Here is an 18,847-nt window from a genome sequence, read left to right as displayed (position 1 = left end):
CCCTTGCAAAGGGGGGCGACAGAGCGAGAATCTCCACAACCCCTCTTACAAAAGGGGGCGACAGAGCGAGAATCTCCACAACCCCCCGCTGTGTTAAGGGGGGCTAGGGGGGATCGAGATCGAGATATACCGGGATTTCCGATTGGTACTACTGAAAATGTAGTCAAAGCAGCATTAGGCAAGCCTACAAAAACGAGTAGAGGTCTTTGGGTTAATACCCGTGCGGCGATTTACGATATCGAGCCAGAACGCATCACGCTCGGTTATTTATTCGATCGCACTTCTGGACGGCTGCGTCAAACTGAAGTCTCTTTTGCTCAATCAGTCGCGCCGGAAACTATGCAAGCAACACTACAGCGAATGTTACGCGAACAGACCGCACCTGAAATTATCAACGGATTGCAAAAAGTTTATCAGCGTCAGACTAACAGATATTCTTTTCGCCAAGGTCAACTAAAAGGAGCGATCGAACGTAACAGCCGCGATCGCATTTACATCGGCATCTGGGATGCAAATTTGCATTAAAACAATATTAAAACAAATGTAGAGACGTTCCATGGAACGTCTCTACAGATGGCGATCGAAAACCCCCTTAAAAAGGGGGTTGGGGGATCTATTTAACAGTCACCTTAGCACCAGCAGCTTCTAGAGTCTTCTTAGCTTCTTCTGCCGCTTCTTTAGCAATGCCTTCCTTCACTGGCTTGGGTGCAGATTCTACCAAGTCTTTAGCTTCTTTCAAGCCTAGACCTGTTAGTTCGCGCACTTGCTTCAGGATGGCAATCTTCTTATCAGCGGGGACTTCTTCCAGAATTACGTCGAATTCAGTCTTCTCTTCCACTTCCTCAGCAGGAGCGCCAGGAGCAGCACCAGGAGCCATCATCATCATGCCTCCAGCAGGAGCAGCAGCACTTACACCAAAGGCTTCTTCGATTTGCTTGACTAACTCAGATGCTTCTAGCAAAGTTAGAGATTTGAGTTGTTCCAAAATTTGATCGGTTGCAGCAGACATGCAATTAACTCCTATGTAATCTAAATTTGTGCTTGTCTTTCTCGCTACTGATTAAGCAGCATCTGTTTCGGTCGCAGCCGAGCCATCTTTATCGGCATACGCCTGAATACCACGCGCCAGCGAAGATGGAACTTCGTTGATACCCACAGCAACTTTGGTTGCCAATGCATTGATAGCTCCAGCAATTTGAGCCATAAGCTGCTCTTTAGATGGCAAGTCTCCCAGTGCCTTAACATCTGCTTCTTTCAGCAGACGACCTTCCATTACGCCACCGCGCAATTCAGTTTTCTTGCTGGCTTTTTGGAAGTCCTGGTAAGCCTTGATTGCACCGCTGATATCTTCTTTTACCAGCAAAAATGCTGAAGAACCTTGGAGCAATTCTTCCATAGCTAGCCAGTTATCCTGACCGCTAATCGCGATGCCCATCAGCGTGTTTTTGGTGACTTTACAGACTGTTCCGGTTGGGCGCAATCGCCGCCGTAAATCTGTAATTTCAGCTACTGATAACCCTTGATAGTTAATTACAAGAGCGAGTTGGGACTCACTCAAAGTAGCTTTGAGATCCGCCACGATCTCTTGTTTGTTTTCTATGGTTCTACCCATTCATTTCACCTCCTAGCTTGGAATGCGATCGACCAATTCACATGAAATCCGTGTCTCCTACCCTACCCACCCAAAACAAAACCTCGACTCAAGAGCCGAGGTGACACGGTGTACGTCATGTTATTTCGACTTCACTATAACTAGTGTCATCAAAAACATTTTTGTACAAACCTCGGCAGGATATTAAGCTAATTAGCCCCTGCTGTCTTCGGCTATCAATTTTTGATTGGTAGTTGGTAATTGGTAATTAGTAGTTGGTTATTTATCAGCAGTCAGTGATTGCCAGCGATTTTGACTTTTGACTTTTGACTTTTGACTTCCCATTACCTATTACCCATTACCCATTACCATAAATTATGCTGCTTCTGTCATCTTGAGATCTCGTAAGCCGCTGATTTCAACTTCAATTGCAGGTCCCATAGTCGCGGAAACAAAAATAGTACGCCAGTAACGACCTTTTGCACCAGAGGGACGGTTGCGATCGATAGTTTCTTGTAGCGCCTTCAAATTGACTAACAAATCTTCGGCGGGGAAAGCTGCTTTTCCGAACATAACGTGAACGATTCCCGTGCGATCGGCACGAAATTCTAGTTTACCAGCTTTAAACTCCGAAATTGCGCTGGCTATGTCAAACGTTACCGTTCCGCCTTTGGGCGATGGCATCAAACCGCGTGGACCCAACAGCTTACCCAATCTTGCCACCTGGGGCATCACATCGGGTGTGGCGATGAGTTTGTCAAAGTCCATTCTACCGTTTTGAATTTCGGTAATTAATTCCTCAGAGCCAACAATATCTGCTCCTGCGTTGCTCGCTTCTGTGACCTTTTCACCTCTAGCAATCACGGCAACGCGGACTTCTTGTCCCGTACCTTTGGGTAGTACAACTGTCGTTCTGAGCTGTTGGTCTGTATATTTCGGATCGATTCCCAGCCGTATATGTGCTTCTGCGGCTTCGGGAAACTTAGCTGTAGCGGTTTCTTTTAATAATTGCAACGCTTCAATCGGCGCATAAGCCCGATCTTCTACTTTCTCTTGCAGCGATCGCAATCTTCTCGATACTTTTTTTGCCATTTTTCTCTCCTGGGGTCGTTGCGAAGCGTCCTGCCTCTCCCCCGATATAATTTTGCTGCCGTTTACTTTGAGGTCTTTTGTCACCTACAAATGACAAATGACGTAGGGCGTAGACACCCGAAGGGTGGCTTCTCGAAGAATAGCCCTTGCCGAAGGCTATGACGAATGACTACTCAGTAACGTTTACGCCCATGTTTTTCGCCGTTCCTGCCACAATTTTCATCGCAGCATCGATATCATTAGCGTTCAGGTCTGGTAGCTTCGTTTGAGCGATTTCCCGCAACTGAGCTGTTGAAATCGAACCAACTCGCTTTTTATTTGGCTCGTTGGAACCGCGCTCGATCCCTGCTGCTTTACGAATCAATACGGAAGCAGGAGGAGTTTTGAGGACAAATGTAAAACTTCTGTCTTCAAACACCGAAATTTCTACGGGAATGACCATTCCTGCTTGGTCGGCGGTTCTGGCGTTGTATTCTTTGCAGAACATCATAATATTCACGCCATGCTGACCTAGCGCTGGTCCGACTGGCGGTGCTGGGTTAGCTTTACCAGCATTCAATGCCAGCTTAATGACCGCAACTACTTTCTTTGCCATTTCTCTGTTCTAGCCTTGTTTCTGAACCTGATTGAACTCCAATTCTACGGGCGTGTCCCGTCCGAAAATTGAGAGTAAAGCTTTTAGCTTACTCCGTTCTGGACTGACTTCCACCACTTCGCCTTCAAAGTCTTTAAACGGACCAGTTAACACGATAATTCGATCTCCAGCCGCCAAATTGATTTTGACTACTGGCTCCTGTTCCTGAGCTTGCTTAAAGATTCTTTCTACTTCTGGGGGACTGAGGGGTAGGGGTTTAACGTGACCGCGACCGCGACCGCTACCACGCTTTTGTTCGGCTCCGACAAAGTTAATGACGTGAGAGGTATTTTTCACCACCTGCCACGTTTCATCGTCCATTGCCATTTTGACTAGCACGTAACCAGGAAACACTTTTTCATCCGTTTCTTGCCTACTGCCATCTTTACGGATTTTGAAGGCTTTACTTTGCGGAATTTCTACTTGAAAAATGCGCTCGGATACGTCGAATGTCTGCGCCCGCCGCTCTAAGTCTGCTTTCACGCGCTTTTCACAGCCAGAGGCGACTTGTACGGCATACCAACGCGGTTTGCGATCTGCTGTGTCCGCGATCGCTGGTTTTGCCTCTTCTTCGCGGCGAGAGTCACCTGGCTCGTCTGTTGCAAAAGTCATCAGAATACCTTTCTTGCTGCCCAAGCAAACAACGCATCAATGAGGTAAATCATTGTGGCAGATAGTGCCACCATTGATAGTACGGCTAAAGATTCGCTGATTAGCTGTTGGCGACTGGGCCAAACTACTTTATCAAGTTCCTCTTTAGTTCCCTTTAAAAAGTCGGTGACGCTAAATCCACTACTTTGTTGGATCTCGGCTTCGTTTTTCTTGCTCACGGTTGCTTTACACCTCAATTGATAATAGAAGCGATCGCGGTTTAACCCTCACTGCTTGACTGTTTTGTTCAGACTGAGCAGTTCGTTCGAGTCCAGCCGATCTAACTTATATATATTTAAGATCTGGGTCGTCACCAACTAATTTTACCCAAAAGCTTCTACTTTTGCTGGCGATAGCTAGCATTCGATCGCGCTTTTGGGTAAGGGATTTGCCTGATTGAGAGCGCGCCCTGGAGGACTTGAACCCCCGACATCCGGTTTTGGAGACCGACGTTCTACCAACTGAACTAAGAGCGCACAAATTTGGCTGGATTCTAGTCTAACGCAATTTGGCGACCTGAAGCGCGATCTTCGCGATTGCTATTGGGTAATTTTTCTTGCGTGACTGGCAACAGTTACCCAATTGCAATTACAGGGCGCGATCGAACCGTTGCTTGATCCGAGTTGCCTTCCCTACGCGATCGCGTAGGTAGTATAGCTTAGCACGTCGTACCTTACCACGTCGCATAACTTTAACGCTATCAATTCGAGGCGAATGCAGTAGAAAGACTCGCTCTACACCTACACCCTGAAATACGCGGCGCACGGTGATCGTTTTGTTAATGCCGCTGTTACGCATGGCAATAACTACGCCTTCATAAGGCTGAGTACGTTCTTTGCCACCTTCTTGAATAATTACCCCGACTTTTACCGTGTCACCGATATAGATCTCAGGTAAATTCGACTTCAACTGCTCCGCTTCAATCGAGCGGATAATTTCTTGCGCGTTCATCTTTTTTAAAAAACTCACAATCGTTAATCATAGCTCAATGTTTATCGATCGGTCTAGGGGGCGGTTATCAGTTATCAGTGACCAGTGACCAGTGACGCAAGGGTGTGGGGTTGAATTGTGACTTGTCCTCTAAATGTGTCAACAATTACAACCACTCAACCGCCTTCTTGGTAAGCTCTGGTGCGAAGTCACTCTGAAGAGTTAATTCATCTACAAGATGTCAAATTTGAAGATGTCAAATTTGAGAATTTTGACTTAATATATAGTCAATCGTTAAAAATATTAACAAGATCTTGCTTTCTGGAACATCCCCAAGTAGAGGGACTAAGATGCGCAAGATGAATACATAGTATGTAAGGACTTGCTAACCGTGACATCACAATTAAGATTGGCTCAAGTTGATGAAGCATCGGCATCCCAGAAAGTTGCTGAGTTCTTTCGCAAGTCGGCGGGTGAATGGCGATCGCAACGACGATACTATACGTTACCTGATGGCGAAACTAAGGAAATGGTCAGCTACATTACCATCAGGTTTTTAGAACCAGGGTGCGATGAGTTAAGAAAATTAGCAGAATTACATCAATTGAGCGATCCAGGTATCTTAACTTGTGGTGCAGAAGTAAGTTGGGAAAGCCGGGATTCGGTGTCACAGAAGAAGCAGTCAAAAGGTGCAACAATGTTTGGAGTTGCAGGTTCTACTTTATATCGCGATCGCGGTTTTGCCACGACTAAACCTGTAACAGCTGAATATTACTTTCTAGAATCGGAAACCATGTGTCTGCGAACTGAGTATAATGGCTCAGTATTTGAGGAACAGTTAAAACTAATTGGCGATAAGTATCGCACGCGCCAGACAATTATTTCCCGTGCAGGGGAACAACAGATGATCGGTCAATATTTGGAAAAGCGCGTGGATTAATTGTTAGGTGTTGCACGTATGTAGAGACGTTGCATGTAACGTCTCTACATTATTGTTAGGTAGGGGCGTAATTAGAGGTAGGGGCGCACAGCTGTGCGCCCCTACATGTGTGTTATGTGTCACCGCGATCGCATCGGCAATCAAATCAAATTGCTATTCTCGATAAAAATTCGTTATTATCAGAGATTTATTCAAATTTCGTTACATTTTGGCATTACAATAATGTTCGCTGTTTAAAACTAAAAAACTCTGTGCCATTCGAGCTTGTTAGTAGTGTAGAAAATCTGGGAAGCAAGGAAACTAGCCAAGATCGGGCAAGCCTTCCCTTCACGCTGGCAGAACTGAAAGCTGCAATCCCCGCTGAGTGCTTTCAACCATCTACTTGGCGATCGCTTGCCTACTTCTTTTTAGATATAGGTATTATTAGCCTTCTCTACGTAGTGGCTGGTGCAATCGACTCTTGGTGGTTCTTTCCCATTTTTTGGGTGATGCAAGGAACCATGTTTTGGGCTTTATTTGTGGTTGGACATGATTGCGGACATCGCTCGTTTTCTAAGTATAAGTGGTTGAATAACTTAGTCGGGCATTTGGCACACACGCCAATTCTCGTCCCTTTTCATGGTTGGCGGATCAGTCACAGAACCCATCACAATAACACTGGCAATATCGATACAGATGAAAGCTGGTATCCGGTGACGGAAGCCACATATCGACAGATGGCTTGGTATGAAAAACTACTACGCTTTCAACTAATTTTGTTCTTGTATCCACTCTATTTATTTAAGCGATCGCCTGGAAAACAGGGTTCGCATTTCTTACCTAGCAGCAATCTTTTTCGTCCTTCCGAAAAGTGGGATGTGATTACGAGTACGATCTGCTGTGGATTGATGATAGCTTTCTTAGGTGGACTGACTTACCTATATGGCTGGATGTTCTTGCTGAAATATTACCTAGTACCATACATCATTTTTGTGATGTGGTTGGACTTGGTAACATTCTTACACCACACAGAACCGGATATTCCTTGGTATCGGGGTGAGGAATGGTATTTCTTAAGAGGGGCTTTATCAACAATCGATCGCGATTACGGCTGGATTAACCCCATCCATCACGATATTGGGACTCACGTGGCACATCACATATTTCTGAATATGCCACACTACCACCTGCGCACCGCGACGGAAGCAATTAAACCAATCTTGGGAAATTACTATCGCAAGTCTCAGGTTTCCATATTGCGGGCTTTATGGCAATCCTATAAATCTTGCTATTTCGTCTCAGATACAGGCGGAGTTGTTTATTATCAGTCTCCCAAGGAATTGAAGGATTAAAAATGTAGAGACGTTACATGTAACGTCTCTACATTTTTAATAATGATTCCCTGATTTACGGTGATGGACGGCGGTGACACCATCGGGGTTAAGGACTTTTCCGTTATCGACGATCGCGTAGACAATCCAGTGATCGCCAGCCTCCATCCGATTATTAACCGTACATTCGAGATATGCTAAAGCATCAGTGAGAATGGGACAACCATTTTCAGATGTTTCCGTAGCAACATTGGCAAATCTATCCTCGCCTGGGGCAAAGGATTTCATAAAGTGCTTGCGTAATTGTCTTCCTTCTGCCAAGACATTTAAAATCAATTTATCGCCACCATGCAGCATCGATTCAATTGCCCGGTCTTTAGCCACAGCGACAGTGAGTCCTGGCGGATTGAACGTAGCTTGAGATACCCAAGAAGCTAGCATTGCACTAGAAATATCTCCATGCTTGGTGGTGACGACGCAGAGAGAACCGACGATTCGTCCTACAGCTTGTTCCACATTAGAAGCTGGTTGACGTGCAATTCTGACTTTTTTCGCCCGTTTGACACTATGGGCAAAATCCGTTCCTGTTTCTTCACATAGTTGCAAAGTGACATCAGTAGGTTTGAATTTGACGCGGATCGGTTCAAAGCCAAATCGATAACCAGCGTCTTTCAGTTTGCCTTCGATTAAATCTATTGCTTCTCCACTCCAGCCAAAGGAACCAAAAACCCCTGCAAGTCGGTTGCTGCTAGCGGTAGAGAGAATGATCCCCAAAGCGGTTTGAATTGGAGTTGGTGCGTGTCCGCCCAGGGTGGGGGAACCGATGACAATCCCAGCAGCTTTTTCTACAGCGGCGCGGATCTCGTCAGGTTCGGCAAATTCGCAGTTGATTGATTCTACGGCGACTCCAGCTTTAGTAATTCCACGGGCGATCGCCTGTGATAGTGTTGCAGTGCTACCATAAGCAGAAGCATAGAGCAAGGCTACGGTTAGATCTTGAGAAGTTTGCTGTTTGCTCCACTGGCGATAAGCTTGAGTTAGTTCGATCAATCCATAGCGAACGATGGGGCCGTGACCTACACCATACATTCTCACAGCCAGTTCGGAAAGTTTTTCTAGCGCTGTTTCTACTTGTCGCGCATGGGGAGCCATGACACAATCAAAATAATAGCGACGGTCTTCGTTGAAAATTTCCCAGCCTTCATCAAATACTTGTTCGCCGCATATATGCGCCCCAAATAGCTTGTCAGTGTAGAGAATTTCGGTTTGCGGATCGTAGGTACAAAGGTGGTCGGGGTAGCGAGGATTGGGAGTAGGAATAAATTGTAAAAGATGCCCTCTACCCAAATCTAAGGTTTCATCTCCTCGCATCACCAAAATGGATAAATCTTCACTTTCCAGCGTGGTACGCAGATTTTTTGCCCCAGGATTAGAACAGACAAAAGTAATTTGGGGGGCGACCTCTAATAAAGCTTTGAGAGTAGCAGCGCGGTTAGGGTTGACGTGTCCTAAGATGACGTAATCTAAGCTTTTTAGGTCGAAGCGTTGTTGTAAAGCTTCGAGATAGATTTGACTAAAAGTTTCGCCGGGAGGGTCGATTAAAGCAGTTTTATCGCCTTGAATGAAATAGGAATTTGCCGTTGTACCCTTGGCAAGGGCGTATTCAATTTCAAAGCGTAGCCGCGCCCAACTGCGCGATCGCACTATAGTTGTATCGATCCCGATGGGTAGAACTTGAACGTCGCGGGGTTTTGTTTCTAGCATGGTTTAATGCATTTAAATTAGGAGTCACTTGATTTCTCTTCTGCTGTCACCGAAAGCAAATAATCTAAAATTACAACACCAGTTTTAACCACTGACTTAGTAGCTGCATCAGATATTTTGGAGCCACGATGTATTACTCTATTGCAAGTGCTGTTAGTTTTCATCAACAGTACTAACGAATCGGGCGAGAGAATTTCTTTGGCAACAAGCTCTTCAGCCATGCCTACAATACCTATTGGACGTGTTGAAATATCGATACCATGTTCGTAAGCAATTCTTCTGAGTTCTCTTTCTAATTCAAGTCTTAATTTTGCTAATGCTAATGAATTATCTATCCCGATTAATTGATTTATGCTTACATCCCAAGGCAAGGATTGAGAAACCGCAACTTTGCCTTTTTGACTAATACTTGATTCACTTGTTTCTATGTCTACAAAACCTTTGCTAATCAGAACTTCGTCAAACAATATCTCATCTACAGGCGAACTCGTTTTTCGATTTCTTTCTATAAACTGATCGAAAGCAGATAATGCAGCAACTGTAGTCATACCTGAGATGATTATTAGCGCTTGGTCTGTCCCAGATATTGTCTCATTTTTCCCAACTACGATCAGTAGATAAGCTGTCACTGAGGCAAGAATTAATCCTGCAATTATGCTACGAAACCCTTCAGTTTGTGCGGGTTTATTAATCATCTCCTTTTCCTTTGCCTCTACCTAAAAATGCTTCTTTTGCCAAGTCTGGTACAAGTTCGTAGAGAAATACTCCTATTACTAGTAGCCCTGCTTCAGTCGAGCCAATACTAAAAAATACTAAACCTATTGTAAGAGCAGCAATAGAAACACTTATTCTTCGCCATATTTGTACGTTCTGTATTAATCGCTTCTGTTTACCTTCCTTAATAATTTCATTTTGCTTGATGAGTTCTCCCCTTATTTGAGTCCAAACCAAAGCTTCTTGAGGAGAATTTGCTTTAGCTATGCGTTCTTCTACTTGTAAAAGGGCGGTAGTTTTGTTAATAGGAGTGTCAGAAGCAGGTTGCAATTGAGCAGATATTTGTTCTAGCTTTCCCTCAGCCTCTGACATTCTCCCACCTTGAAATTAATCCAACAGCAACCTCAATCCTAATAAGAGTTACCTAGCTTCCGGTGGTGGACGGCGGTGATAGATTCGGGTTTGGAGACGCGACCTGCATAGACACTGCAGTATACGATCCAGTGGTCGTTGCACTCCATCCGGCTAGCGACTTCGCATTCCATGTAAGCAAGGGCATCGGTAAGGATGGGAGAACCATTCGTTGCCATTTGGGTTTTGACTCCGGCAAAGCGGTCAGCACCAGGGGGAAAGCGCTTGAGGAAGTGCTTCATCAGGGCTTGGTAGTTACCTTCTTCCAAGACATTCAAGACGAAGCGATCGCCGACTTGCATCAAAGACTCGATCGCCCGGTCTTTTGCCACTGCGATCGTGACTCCCAAGGGTTGAAAACTAGCCTGGGCAACCCAAGAAGCTAACATCGCTCCAGAGAGTTCGCCTTTTTGGGTAGTAATAATGTAAAGTCCGCTGCTGATTCTTCCCAGGGCTTTTTCTAAGTCGGCGGCGAAGGCTTTTAACTGTTTAATACTGCGATCGCGAGTCAGTAACTGCCCCAAGTCCGTTCCTGATTCTTCGCACTGCTGGTATGTATTCTCTGTTGGGGTATCTTGAATCCGAATGATGCCAAAGGCTGGAGTCAAGCCCAAGTTACGAAACTTATTTTGCAGCGGGTAAATCGGTTCGTCATCGCCACCCCCAGACTCAAATAGACCGAAGACTTGCTTGGCTTTGACAGCTGCCAAGATCGTACTGAGAGTATCGTGGGCAGGATCGCTGAGGCTGCTGGGGGGCATTCCGATAACAACGCCAGCGCTGCGACCGACAATTTCTTGCACTTCTTGCTGGTCGGTTGTCCGCATATCGACCATCTCAACAGCAACACCCGTTTTATCAATCCCGTGGGAGAGGAAAGCAGCTAGGCGATCGCTGTAGCCGTAATCTGGAGTATAAAACAGAGCAACGGTAGTTTCTGTCTTAGCTTGGTTTTGGCTCCAATTGCGGTAGCGTCCGGTGAGTTCCGCGACATTGTGAGAAAGTAAGGGACCGTGACCAGTACCAATGATGTTGACTTTCCCTAATTCACTCATCCGCTTCATGGCAGAGATGACGGAACGGGCGTTAGGAGCCATCAAGCATTCGTAGTAGTATTGAAAATCGGCTTCAATCGCACTTAAATCTTCATCAAACAGGAGATCGGTGCAGTAATGTAAGCCGAAAGCGTCGCAGGTGTAGAGAATTTGGGTGGCGCGATCGTAGGTAAAAATAGTATCGGGCCAATGCAAATTAGGCGCGCTGACAAATTCCAGTTCGTGTCCCTTGCCTAAATCGAGGCGATCGCCATTTTTGACAATTTTCCGTTGGAATGGTTGGTGTACCATATCCTCAAGAAACTGTAAGGCAACTTTAGAACCGACAACCGTGGCGTTAGGTGCGAGTTGCAGCACGTCTTTCACTAAGCCGCTATGGTCTGGCTCGGTGTGGCTGATAATGATGTAATCTAGCTGTGATAGGTCGATCAGACCTTTGAGAGTGTCTAAATACAGCTGGCGAAATTTTTCATGGGAAGCATCAACTAAGGCAGTTTGTTCGCCCTGAATGATGAATGAGTTATACGTTGTACCGTTCTGTAATCCATATTCAATGTCAAAGCGATCGCGATCCCAGTCGAGCGATCGAATTGCTGTGGTATTGGCAGCAATTGCACTTGTCTGGATAGTTAGGCGATTTTGCTTTCTATCGGCGAGTACTACCATTAGTCCTCTCCCCTAAAATTTTTAAGTATTATTTCCTTATCTTCATTCTCTCACGTCTTTCTTGTAAAGCTTTATTAAATAAATTATCAGTGGGTTAAAAAAGCTAAAAGTAAATCGTAAGTCGTAAGTCGGAATTAACTGATAACTGAGATGAAAGCTTGGCTGGGTTTGGAAATTGGGAATTCTCGATTGCATTGGGCTTGGTTTGCAGGCGAAGAGATCCAAGTGACTTGGGATACTCCCCATCTTTCTGAGTCGATTGAGCAACAGCTAGCTCAGTGTAAGACTTTTGCCGATCTCCCTCAAGAAATTCTATCTCCTGACTTAAATATCCTTGGGCGCACGGCTGTGCGCCCCTACCTTGAACCCATCTACATTGCTTCAGTTGTTCCTAGTCAGACAGTGCTGTGGCAAGCATACCCAGAAGCACACGTAATTACTCTAGATAAAATCTCTCTTTCAGGAATTTACTCCACACTAGGGATCGATCGCGCTTTAGCTGTCTTGGGTGCTGGAGAAACTTTCGGTTTTCCCGTTTTAGTTATTGACGCAGGAACAGCATTAACTTTTACAGGTGCAGATGGCGATCGCTGTTTGGTTGGTGGGGCAATATTACCGGGATTAAGCTTACAGTTGCAGTCTTTAGGGCAAAAAACGGCTAATTTGCCATCAATAACAACTCCCGAAATTCTTTCTTTACCCGAACGCTGGGCGACGAATACCCCAGAAGCAATCCAAAGTGGAGTTATCTACACGCTAATTGCCAGCATTCGCGATTTTGTTACGGCTTGGTGGGAAAAATTTCCCGATAGTCAGATTTGTTTTAAAGGAGGCGATGGTAAGTTGCTACTGGAATATCTGCGATCGCTCCATCCTGAATTCACAGATCGAAAAATTATGTATGAACCAAACCTAACATTTTGGGGAATGCGATCGTATCTGCAAAGTTTCCAGTAATTGTTTTTGAGCTAAGCTAAAAATGATGCCACTTGCGACATCAATTTAGCCACCATAAAAGACATGGAACAGACGGTACGTACCACTCTCACTCTACCTTCTGAGCTTCTAGAAGCCGCCGATAGAATGGTTAGCGAAGGGAAAGCCAAGAGCCGTAATGAGTTTGTAGCTCAAGCTTTGCGACACGAATTGGCAACACTACAACGAGCAGAGATTGATGCAGCCCTAGCTGAGATGGCGCAAGACCCAGACTATCAAGCAGAAGTGCTAAGAATGGAAGCTGAGTTTGCTCCTGCTAGCTGGGAAGCTTTAAGTCTAGGGGCTTCTCAGGTGTGAAACGGGGAGAAGTCTATGATGCCCGCCTCGAACCCGTTGAAGGTTCTGAACAAGGAGGAACTCGACCCATCATCATTGTTAGTCGCGATGCAATTAATGCCTATAGTCCTGTAATTTTAGCCGTTCCTTGCACTACTTATCAGCCAGATAAGCGAGTTTATCCGACTCAAGTTTTAATTCGTGCATCAGATGGGGGATTGAGTAAAGATTCTATTGCTATGGCAGACCAGGTGCGCGTTTTATATAAAGCTCGTCTTTTGCGCTTACGAGGAATGCTCTCGCATCAGGCAATGTTGCAATTAAACCAAGCATTGTTAATTGCTTTAGATTTGCTAGGGCAAGATTAAGTAAAAGCTAGAGTTTATAGCTCATGATAAATCGAAGCGAAGTTAAAAGTGTTCGCGGGCTATTTGTTGGTCTAGTCACCCTAGATTTTGTTTATTTAGCTCCATCCCCACCAACTAACAATCAGAAAATTGTTGCATCCGATTATGTTGTTGCAGCTGGGGGTCCTGCTACTAATGCTGCCGTCACATTTAGTTATTTGGGGAATCAGGCTACTTTGTTAGGAATAGTAGGAAGCCACCCGATTACTCAGCTAGTTCGAGCAGATTTAGCAACTTATGGAGTGGCGATCGCAGATTTAGCACCCAGTCAAACTGAACCGCCGCCTGTCTCGTCAATTATTGTCTCCCAAGAGACGGGGGAACGGGCAGTAGTTTCTATTAATGCTGTCAAAAACCAAGTGACACCTGAATTTATCCCAAACAATATTTTACAAGGTGTAGATATAGTTTTAATTGACGGACATCAAATGTTAGTAGGAGAAGCGATCGCCCAACTTGCTAAAGCTAATAATATTCCTGTTGTTATTGATGGTGGTAGTTGGAAACCTGGATTTGAAAAAGTTCTGTCTTTTGCAGACTACATTATCTGTTCTGCTAACTTTCGCCCTCCCAATTGTCACAACATGGAGGAAGTCTTTGCTTATCTTTCCCAACTAGAAATTCCTCATATTGCGATAACTCAGGGAGAACAACCAATTCAGTTTTTAGATGAGGGAAAAATCAAGTCTTTAGAAATTCCTCAAATTAAACCTGTAGATACTCTCGGTGCAGGAGATATTTTTCACGGGGCTTTTTGTCATTACATTCTTCAGCACAATTTTACTGAAGCTTTAGGAGCTGCGGCAAAAATTGCTGCTCGGTCTTGTCAGTCTTTCGGTTCTCGTCAATGGATGCAAACTGGCAGAAATTAACTATCGGGATTAGCTTCCTCTAACTGCTCTGCCTCAAAGTCAACTTTGTTATATAAATCTTCTAGAGAGATTTGAAAGAGAACAGAGTGTAAGGCAATCATTTCATCTTCTAGATCGTATTCTCGAATTTCCCAACGCTTTCTTCCCGTCTTCACATACTGCATGACATTAATTTTGGTTTGGTCGATTAATATGTATTCTTGGAAAGAAGCTATAGTTTTATAATCCTCGAATTTTGCTTGACGGTCGCGACTTTGGGTAGACTTAGATAAAATCTCGGCAATGACAATTGGATTAGTCACTGTATCGGTACGATTATTGTAATATTCCGGCTTTCCGGCAATTATCATGACATCGGGATAGGTGTAAATGTTCTTATCAGGTATCCACAAACGCACGTCACCCATAAAAACTTCGTAGTCTTGCTGTCTGAAAGCAAAATTTAGTCCAGTACTAAGATTTAGTGCTAGCCGATTGTGATTTGTCGTTCCGCCTGCCATTGGAATAATTTCACCGTTTATATATTCACTCTTGAATTTAGCTATCTCTTCTAAAGCTAAGTACTCATCTTGGGTGTAGTAGCGTTCGGTTATTTGCATAGTTTTCTCCTATTCCTTACCATCTTGCGGACTAACTGTGCCAATCTTTCAGCACTATCAGCTACTGCGATCGCGCCTGCTTTTTTTCCCATTTGAGCTAACTTTTCAGGTGAATGCAACAAACTTAAAACTTCTTTGGTTAAGATTTCCGGTGTTAATTCTTGTTGACGAAAGACTAAAGCCGCTCCCGCTGCCACTAAAACTTGAGCGTTGTAGTATTGATGATCTTCCGCTGCTGTTGGTAGGGGAATAAAAACTGCTGGCTTGCGGGCGATCGCTAATTCCGTTACCGTACCAGCTCCGGCTCTGGCAATAACTAAACTTGCCCGATGCAACAGCCGCGCCATATTGTCATAAAAAGGCAGTCCAATATACTGCGGATGTTTCAAACTTTCCACGTCAGGATCGTTACTTCCCGTCTGATGCACCACCCACGCTCCAGCCTCAAACCAAGCCGCAGCAGACTGACGCACCAACTTGTTGACAGCCACTGCTCCCTGACTACCACCAACAATTAATATTAGCGGTACGTTCTCAGGGATAGCTAAATCTAGAGGTGGTAGCGTATCTAGTGCCTCTATTTGAAACTGCGATCGCACGGGCGTACCTGTAAAGATGGTTTTGACTCCAGGTAAGTATTTTGCTGCTGGTTCAAACCCAATCGCAACAACACTACACCAACGACTTAAAAAGCGAGTCACTTTGCCGGGAATAGCATTCGATTCGTGCAAAATAACGGGTAAACCAAGCGATCGCGCTGCAATAACTGCTGGAGCCGCAATATATCCACCCGTTGTTAACACCCCCTGAAACTGTCCCTGTTTGAGTAGCTGCCGCGCCTGAAAAATAGCAAGAGCAAGTTTAGTTAAAATTTTTACCGTACTCAGTCCCAAGCGTTGCTGAATGCCTTCTACATCGATAGTATGCAAGCGATATTGGGATGGAACTAATCGAGTCTCTAATCGGTTCGGAACCCCCAACCACTCAATCTGATAATCTGATAACTGTTCCGCAGTGGCGATCGCGGGAAATAAATGTCCGCCAGTGCCACTCGCTGCAATTAATAGTCGCATTTGTGTCTTCCCCATTCCCTTCTACCAAGTCAAGACACAGGTTAACCTAAGATAGAGCAAATGATGTTGTTTTCGGTCATTGGTCATAAAGTGCGAATTGCAAATTGCAAATTGCGAATTGTCATGATAGCTAACTTGCTCAATCGGGAAATATTTAGGCGATCGCCAATGGGTAAAATCTTGAATTCTCTGTCTGCTTGCTTGTTAGTTCCAGTACTGCTAGCACTCTCTGTCATAGTCTCAAGCAACCGTACCGTTGCCCAAGCTCCAGTACAAACCCCGCCAGCATCCACCCCCACTAATGCGCCTCAGCCTCAGCCACCAGTACCGCTCAACGCACCCGCAGAACTGACAAACATAATTGCGCAAATTGATGCGGCTGCCAACCAACGCAACATTAATGAGGTATTAAAGTTCTATAGTCCCAACTTCACTCATTCCGATGGCTTAACCCGTCAAAGCATGACACAAGCTTTAACTGCCCTATGGAAGAGTTACCCGCAGCTTAAGTATCAGACGCAACTGCTCTCGTGGCAACCTCAAGGCAAGGCAATTATTGCAGAAACGGTGACTAAGATTACTGGCACGCAGCCGCAAGCAGTTGGTAATACGCTACTCGATGCCACCATTAGATCCAAACAGCGGTACGAGAACGGTCAAATCGTACAGCAGGAAATTCTTTCCGAGCAAAGTCAAATTAAAACTGGAGACAAACCGCCAACGGTAGAAGTCAAACTACCGCAGCAGGTAAAACCCGGGCAGCAATATAACTTTGATGCAGTCGTGCGAGAACCATTAGGCGATGATTATCTCCTCGGTGCGGCGCTCGAAGAACCAATTAGACCCGATAATTTTGCAAATCCGGCGCGGGTAGATCTAGAGTTACTATCATCCGGCGGATTATTTAAAATCGGTCGCGCTCCCATCAAACCCGATCGCTACTGGGTTTCTGCCGTACTCATCCGAGGCGATGGCATGACACTGGTAACTCAGCGCCTTAATGTAGTCGGCAAAAATCCACCTGCGGCGCAGAAGCCATAGAAGAGAGCTGAGGGAGCTGAGGAAGAAAAACTGCTCCTAACTCCTGGCTCCTAAGTTTTGACTTTTGACTTTTGACTTTTGACTTTTCAGAAAGGAGTATGGTTTCAGTCCGACATCAGATTGTATTAATTACGGGTGCAAGTAGTGGCATTGGTGAAGCGACAGCGCAAATATTTGCCCAAGCTGGTGCTAAGTTAATCTTAGTAGCCCGTCGTCAAGAACGATTAGCACAATTGGCAGACGATCTTAATAAAGAATTTGCCAGCGATATACATACTATGCAGTTGGACGTGCGCGATCGCACCAGTATAGAATCGGCTTTAGCTCAGTTGCCGTCTGAATTCTCCGCGATCGACGTTTTAATTAACAATGCTGGTCTGAGTCGCGGTTTAGACAAGCTCTATCAAGGCAGTTACCAAGATTGGGAAGAAATGATCGATACCAATATTAAAGGGTTACTTTACTTTACCCGCGCGATCGTCCCAGGAATGGTAAGTCGCGGACGGGGACATGTTGTCAACCTCGGCTCGATCGCGGGACATCAAACTTATCCTAACGGTAATGTCTATTGTGCTACTAAAGCCGCCGTCAAAGCAATTTCTGAAGGCTTAAAACAAGACTTACTGGGGACTCCCGTGCGGGTTACATCCGTCGATCCTGGGATGGTAGAGACGGAATTCAGCCAAGTTCGATTTCACGGCGACACCGAACAAGCAAATAAAGTGTATCAGGGACTCAAACCCCTCACGCCGGAAGACGTAGCCGATGTCATTTTCTTCTGCGTCACGCGATCGCCCCACGTTAATATCAGCGAAGTTTTGATGATGCCCGTGGATCAGTCGAGTTCGACTTTGTTTAATCGAAGGGGTTAGGGAGTTGTAGAGACGTTACATGGAACGTCTCTACAACTGTTAACAAATCGGTCGATTCCCCGGATTCACAGCATGAATGTACTCGCTACCAGAATCGGGCCAGCCGCGTTTGTAGGCTGCTTCTTGGGGTTGACCCCAACCCAGTTGCAGAATAATTTCGAGAAAATTTATATTTTCTGATTTCCACAGAGTCGCCCATTGGGTTCGATGCACGATCCTTTCGACATCAGCTGGCGTAATCTGTCGGTAGCCTTTGCCGTGATTGATACTCAGGTAAATATCCATTCCTGCGGTGACTTCTCGCCAAAACTCGGCGATCGCCGTCTTATAATCTTTCAAAATCTCTAAATCTTCAGGTACGGCGATTAAGTGGGCATCAACTTCAGGATATGCGATTGTTTTACCTTTAACCGTCATCTGTCGCCAGACAATGCCAGATACGCCATGTTCTATTTGGTAACGATGTACTGCTGCCTTAAAGTCTTGATAGGCAGTAAATTTTTGCAAGCCTTCGGGTTTGAGATACTTGTCGATCGCAATATTACCCGAAGGTTGCGCCGCCAAGTTGAGCCTTTGTCCCTGGAGACAGGCTTGGCGTTCGGCTGCCAAAATCTCAATTAGCTCCTGTGTAGTGTACGCTTTTGTCATTAACTAGTGGCTAGTGGCTGGTGGCTGGTGGCTAGTGGAACCAGTGACTAGTTGGGGCTATTGCCGATCATTTTGCCTAAAAATTGTCTTTTTGTCTGCGCATCTGCAATACATTTTGAGGAGTGAGGGGCGAGGTAAAGGACAAGGGGGACAAGGGGGACAAGGAAGCAGAGGGAGCAGAGGAGCAGAGGAGCAGAGGGGAAAATCAATTCAATAGACCTCCTGCGCGAATACTTGAATTGTCATCCACACGCGAAGCGAAACATCTGGGAGATTCTTCACTACACTGCGTTGCGTACCCTTCG

Annotated in this window: 22 protein-coding genes, 1 tRNA gene, 1 pseudogene and 1 other annotated feature; of the genes and pseudogenes, 9 read left to right on the top strand and 15 right to left on the bottom strand. The window is 45.3% G+C overall.

The features are described from left to right. Window positions 1–525 (top strand): annotated as a pseudogene (locus C7Y66_RS24445) (serine/threonine protein kinase); the annotation flags it as partial. 88 nt (window positions 526–613) lie between these two features. Here the strand turns inward: C7Y66_RS24445 and rplL are convergent. From rplL to rplS, 8 genes are all read right to left on the bottom strand, one after another. Further along, a complete protein-coding gene (gene rplL / locus C7Y66_RS24440) occupies window positions 614–1,009 on the bottom strand; it encodes a 50S ribosomal protein L7/L12 (RefSeq protein WP_015154767.1) in 396 nt (131 codons plus the stop codon). A gap of 51 nt (window positions 1,010–1,060) precedes the next feature. Further along, window positions 1,061–1,612: a 50S ribosomal protein L10 gene (gene rplJ / locus C7Y66_RS24435; RefSeq protein WP_106167476.1), complete on the bottom strand. Its 552-nt coding sequence runs from the start codon at window positions 1,610–1,612 to the stop codon at window positions 1,061–1,063. 66 nt (window positions 1,613–1,678) lie between these two features. Next, window positions 1,679–1,842 (bottom strand) — a sequence feature (ribosomal protein L10 leader region). A 124-nt stretch (window positions 1,843–1,966) separates the two neighbouring features. Next, window positions 1,967–2,683, bottom strand: a complete 717-nt coding sequence (gene rplA / locus C7Y66_RS24430) for a 50S ribosomal protein L1 (RefSeq protein WP_106547574.1) — start codon at window positions 2,681–2,683, stop codon at window positions 1,967–1,969. Window positions 2,684–2,852: 169 nt separating this feature from the next. Next, complete coding sequence (gene rplK / locus C7Y66_RS24425; protein ID WP_015154770.1) at window positions 2,853–3,278, bottom strand: 50S ribosomal protein L11; 426 nt, start codon at window positions 3,276–3,278, stop codon at window positions 2,853–2,855. 9 nt (window positions 3,279–3,287) lie between these two features. Beyond that, window positions 3,288–3,929, bottom strand: a complete 642-nt coding sequence (nusG, locus tag C7Y66_RS24420) for a transcription termination/antitermination protein NusG (protein WP_015154771.1) — start codon at window positions 3,927–3,929, stop codon at window positions 3,288–3,290. Beyond that, a complete protein-coding gene (gene secE / locus C7Y66_RS24415) occupies window positions 3,929–4,147 on the bottom strand; it encodes a preprotein translocase subunit SecE (RefSeq protein WP_015154772.1) in 219 nt (72 codons plus the stop codon). The genes nusG and secE overlap by 1 nt, the downstream gene beginning before the upstream one ends. A gap of 224 nt (window positions 4,148–4,371) precedes the next feature. After that, window positions 4,372–4,444 (bottom strand) — tRNA-Trp (locus C7Y66_RS24410). A gap of 112 nt (window positions 4,445–4,556) precedes the next feature. Next, window positions 4,557–4,919: a 50S ribosomal protein L19 gene (rplS, locus tag C7Y66_RS24405; RefSeq protein ID WP_039716820.1), complete on the bottom strand. Its 363-nt coding sequence runs from the start codon at window positions 4,917–4,919 to the stop codon at window positions 4,557–4,559. Between the two features lie 370 nt (window positions 4,920–5,289). On the opposite strand from rplS, the gene C7Y66_RS24400 reads away from it, so the two are divergent. Beyond that, window positions 5,290–5,838 (top strand): phycobiliprotein lyase, encoded by a 549-nt coding sequence (locus tag C7Y66_RS24400; RefSeq protein ID WP_106547573.1) that lies wholly within the window; start codon window positions 5,290–5,292, stop codon window positions 5,836–5,838. 107 nt (window positions 5,839–5,945) lie between these two features. Beyond that, window positions 5,946–7,169: a DUF3474 domain-containing protein gene (locus tag C7Y66_RS24395; RefSeq protein WP_106547572.1), complete on the top strand. Its 1,224-nt coding sequence runs from the start codon at window positions 5,946–5,948 to the stop codon at window positions 7,167–7,169. Between the two features lie 36 nt (window positions 7,170–7,205). Here the strand turns inward: C7Y66_RS24395 and C7Y66_RS24390 are convergent, their stop codons facing one another. Genes C7Y66_RS24390 through C7Y66_RS24375 form a run of 4 tightly spaced genes read right to left on the bottom strand, consistent with a single transcriptional unit; the run spans window position 7,206 to window position 11,758 of the window. Then, entirely contained in the window at window positions 7,206–8,912 is a 1,707-nt protein-coding gene (locus C7Y66_RS24390) for a diflavin flavoprotein (protein ID WP_106547571.1), read from the bottom strand. 17 nt (window positions 8,913–8,929) lie between these two features. Further along, complete coding sequence (locus C7Y66_RS24385; protein ID WP_106547570.1) at window positions 8,930–9,607, bottom strand: hypothetical protein; 678 nt, start codon at window positions 9,605–9,607, stop codon at window positions 8,930–8,932. Then, on the bottom strand, window positions 9,600–9,998 hold the full coding sequence (locus tag C7Y66_RS24380) for a hypothetical protein (protein ID WP_106547569.1): 399 nt from the start codon (window positions 9,996–9,998) through the stop codon (window positions 9,600–9,602). Before C7Y66_RS24380 ends, C7Y66_RS24385 begins: the two co-directional genes overlap by 8 nt. A 38-nt stretch (window positions 9,999–10,036) precedes the next feature. After that, on the bottom strand, window positions 10,037–11,758 hold the full coding sequence (locus C7Y66_RS24375) for a diflavin flavoprotein (RefSeq protein ID WP_106547568.1): 1,722 nt from the start codon (window positions 11,756–11,758) through the stop codon (window positions 10,037–10,039). Between the two features lie 150 nt (window positions 11,759–11,908). On the opposite strand from C7Y66_RS24375, the gene C7Y66_RS24370 reads away from it, so the two are divergent. The 4 genes from C7Y66_RS24370 to C7Y66_RS24355 all read left to right on the top strand — a co-directional run bounded on the left by C7Y66_RS24370 (window position 11,909) and on the right by C7Y66_RS24355 (window position 14,309). Then, complete coding sequence (locus C7Y66_RS24370) at window positions 11,909–12,715, top strand: pantothenate kinase (protein ID WP_106547567.1); 807 nt, start codon at window positions 11,909–11,911, stop codon at window positions 12,713–12,715. Window positions 12,716–12,778: 63 nt separating this feature from the next. Continuing rightward, window positions 12,779–13,051 (top strand): ribbon-helix-helix domain-containing protein, encoded by a 273-nt coding sequence (locus C7Y66_RS24365; RefSeq protein ID WP_106547566.1) that lies wholly within the window; start codon window positions 12,779–12,781, stop codon window positions 13,049–13,051. Further along, window positions 13,048–13,398, top strand: a complete 351-nt coding sequence (locus C7Y66_RS24360) for a type II toxin-antitoxin system PemK/MazF family toxin (RefSeq protein ID WP_106547565.1) — start codon at window positions 13,048–13,050, stop codon at window positions 13,396–13,398. The genes C7Y66_RS24365 and C7Y66_RS24360 overlap by 4 nt, the downstream gene beginning before the upstream one ends. Before the next feature lie 23 nt (window positions 13,399–13,421). Beyond that, window positions 13,422–14,309, top strand: a complete 888-nt coding sequence (locus C7Y66_RS24355; RefSeq protein ID WP_106547564.1) for a sugar kinase — start codon at window positions 13,422–13,424, stop codon at window positions 14,307–14,309. On the opposite strand, the gene C7Y66_RS24350 is transcribed toward C7Y66_RS24355, so the two are convergent. Both C7Y66_RS24350 and murG read right to left on the bottom strand, forming a co-directional pair. After that, complete coding sequence (locus C7Y66_RS24350) at window positions 14,306–14,908, bottom strand: Uma2 family endonuclease (protein WP_106547563.1); 603 nt, start codon at window positions 14,906–14,908, stop codon at window positions 14,306–14,308. The two genes, C7Y66_RS24355 and C7Y66_RS24350, sit on opposite strands and share 4 nt — an antisense overlap. Beyond that, window positions 14,899–15,981, bottom strand: coding sequence for an undecaprenyldiphospho-muramoylpentapeptide beta-N-acetylglucosaminyltransferase (murG, locus tag C7Y66_RS24345; RefSeq protein ID WP_199197609.1), 1,083 nt, complete (start codon window positions 15,979–15,981; stop codon window positions 14,899–14,901). Before murG ends, C7Y66_RS24350 begins: the two co-directional genes overlap by 10 nt. 63 nt (window positions 15,982–16,044) lie before the next feature. Between murG and C7Y66_RS24340 the strand changes: the two genes are divergently transcribed. Together C7Y66_RS24340 and C7Y66_RS24335 are read left to right on the top strand one after the other, a co-directional pair. Next, window positions 16,045–17,022, top strand: coding sequence for a hypothetical protein (locus C7Y66_RS24340; protein WP_106547561.1), 978 nt, complete (start codon window positions 16,045–16,047; stop codon window positions 17,020–17,022). A 98-nt stretch (window positions 17,023–17,120) separates the two neighbouring features. After that, window positions 17,121–17,894, top strand: coding sequence for an SDR family oxidoreductase (locus tag C7Y66_RS24335; RefSeq protein ID WP_106547560.1), 774 nt, complete (start codon window positions 17,121–17,123; stop codon window positions 17,892–17,894). Between the two features lie 39 nt (window positions 17,895–17,933). Here C7Y66_RS24335 and C7Y66_RS24330 read toward each other — a convergent pair whose 3' ends face one another. Beyond that, complete coding sequence (locus tag C7Y66_RS24330) at window positions 17,934–18,542, bottom strand: hypothetical protein (protein WP_106547559.1); 609 nt, start codon at window positions 18,540–18,542, stop codon at window positions 17,934–17,936. Window positions 18,543–18,847: the final 305 nt, after the last annotated feature.

This window comes from Chroococcidiopsis sp. CCALA 051 (assembly GCF_003015105.1).
In the GTDB taxonomy this organism is placed as follows: domain Bacteria; phylum Cyanobacteriota; class Cyanobacteriia; order Cyanobacteriales; family Chroococcidiopsidaceae; genus Chroococcidiopsis; species Chroococcidiopsis thermalis.
This window is presented reverse-complemented; position numbering and strand designations above follow the sequence as displayed.